2 rRNA genes (1 of these 2 only partly in view) are annotated in these 2,500 nt (G+C 50.0%); both read left to right on the top strand.

Annotation, left to right across the window (positions count from 1 at the left end):
* Positions 1–117: 117 nt before the first annotated feature.
* A 16S ribosomal RNA gene (locus AC0L8O_RS21045) occupies positions 118–1,668 on the top strand.
* A 227-nt stretch (positions 1,669–1,895) separates the two neighbouring features.
* A 23S ribosomal RNA gene (locus AC0L8O_RS21040) occupies positions 1,896–2,500 on the top strand (it continues 2,325 nt past the right edge of the window).
* The 16S and 23S rRNA genes sit together here, the layout of an rRNA operon.

Here is a 2,500-nt window from a genome sequence, read left to right as displayed (position 1 = left end):
AGGAGTTAACAATAAATGATCTTTGAAAACTAAACAAAACCAAGCGTGCCAACGTTAATTTCGATTAACAAAAACGTACTATATAGTACAAAACTTTTATGAGCTATATCAAACACTTTATTGGAGAGTTTGATCCTGGCTCAGGACGAACGCTGGCGGCGTGCCTAATACATGCAAGTCGAGCGAATCTGAGGGAGCTTGCTCCCAAAGATTAGCGGCGGACGGGTGAGTAACACGTGGGTAACCTGCCTGTAAGATTGGGATAACTCCGGGAAACCGGAGCTAATACCGGATAACATTTTGAACCGCATGGTTCAAAATTGAAAGACGGCTTTTAGCTGTCACTTACAGATGGACCCGCGGCGCATTAGCTAGTTGGTGAGGTAACGGCTCACCAAGGCAACGATGCGTAGCCGACCTGAGAGGGTGATCGGCCACACTGGGACTGAGACACGGCCCAGACTCCTACGGGAGGCAGCAGTAGGGAATCTTCCGCAATGGACGAAAGTCTGACGGAGCAACGCCGCGTGAACGATGAAGGCCTTCGGGTCGTAAAGTTCTGTTGTTAGGGAAGAACAAGTACCAGAGTAACTGCTGGTACCTTGACGGTACCTAACCAGAAAGCCACGGCTAACTACGTGCCAGCAGCCGCGGTAATACGTAGGTGGCAAGCGTTGTCCGGAATTATTGGGCGTAAAGCGCGCGCAGGCGGTTTCTTAAGTCTGATGTGAAAGCCCACGGCTCAACCGTGGAGGGTCATTGGAAACTGGGGAACTTGAGTGCAGAAGAGGAGAGTGGAATTCCACGTGTAGCGGTGAAATGCGTAGAGATGTGGAGGAACACCAGTGGCGAAGGCGACTCTCTGGTCTGTAACTGACGCTGAGGCGCGAAAGCGTGGGGAGCGAACAGGATTAGATACCCTGGTAGTCCACGCCGTAAACGATGAGTGCTAAGTGTTAGAGGGTTTCCGCCCTTTAGTGCTGCAGCAAACGCATTAAGCACTCCGCCTGGGGAGTACGGTCGCAAGACTGAAACTCAAAGGAATTGACGGGGGCCCGCACAAGCGGTGGAGCATGTGGTTTAATTCGAAGCAACGCGAAGAACCTTACCAGGTCTTGACATCCTTCGCTACTTCTAGAGATAGAAGGTTCCCCTTCGGGGGACGAAGTGACAGGTGGTGCATGGTTGTCGTCAGCTCGTGTCGTGAGATGTTGGGTTAAGTCCCGCAACGAGCGCAACCCTTGATCTTAGTTGCCAGCATTCAGTTGGGCACTCTAAGGTGACTGCCGGTGACAAACCGGAGGAAGGTGGGGATGACGTCAAATCATCATGCCCCTTATGACCTGGGCTACACACGTGCTACAATGGATGGTACAAAGGGCTGCAAGACTGCGAAGTCAAGCGAATCCCATAAAACCATTCTCAGTTCGGATTGCAGGCTGCAACTCGCCTGCATGAAGCCGGAATCGCTAGTAATCGCGGATCAGCATGCCGCGGTGAATACGTTCCCGGGCCTTGTACACACCGCCCGTCACACCACGAGAGTTTGTAACACCCGAAGTCGGTGGGGTAACCTTTTGGAGCCAGCCGCCTAAGGTGGGACAGATGATTGGGGTGAAGTCGTAACAAGGTAGCCGTATCGGAAGGTGCGGCTGGATCACCTCCTTTCTAAGGATATGAGGCATGCTTGGTATTTTGTTTAGTTTTGAGAGATCATACGATCTTTCAATAAGTAAGAAAACACATAGGAGTGAAAATGCATTCAGCATTTGATTATCCTGTGATTTATGTTCCTTGAAAACTAGATAACGAAAAACAATTCAAGTAATTCACTGAGTTTAAACGCTTAGTTTAGTGATTCTCTTAATAATGTAAGTGACATCTTTGATGTCAAAGGTTAAGTTGTTAAGGGCGCACGGTGGATGCCTTGGCACTAGGAGCCGATGAAGGACGGTACTAACACCGATATGCTTCGGGGAGCTGTAAGTAAGCTTTGATCCGGAGATTTCCGAATGGGGAAACCCACTGCTCGTAATGGAGTAGTATTTTTACCTGAATACATAGGGTAATAAAGGCAGACCCGGGGAACTGAAACATCTAAGTACCCGGAGGAAGAGAAAGCAAACGCGATTTCCTGAGTAGCGGCGAGCGAAACGGAATTAGCCCAAACCAAGAGGCTTGCCTCTTGGGGTTGTAGGACACTCTATACGGAGTTACAAAGGAACGGAGTAAATGAAGAGGTCTGGAAAGGCCCGTCAAAGAAGGTAACAACCCTGTAGTTGAAACTTCGTTCCCTCCAGAGTGGATCCTGAGTACGGCGGGACACGAGAAATCCCGTCGGAAGCAGGGAGGACCATCTCCCAAGGCTAAATACTCCCTAGTGACCGATAGTGAACCAGTACCGTGAGGGAAAGGTGAAAAGCACCCCGGAAGGGGAGTGAAAGAGATCCTGAAACCGTGTGCCTACAAGTAGTCAAAGCCCGTTAATGGGTAATGGCGT

This window comes from Metabacillus sp. KJ11-3 (genome assembly GCF_055808295.1).
Note: the sequence above shows the minus strand (reverse complement) of the source record. Positions and strands in the feature narration are given on the sequence as shown.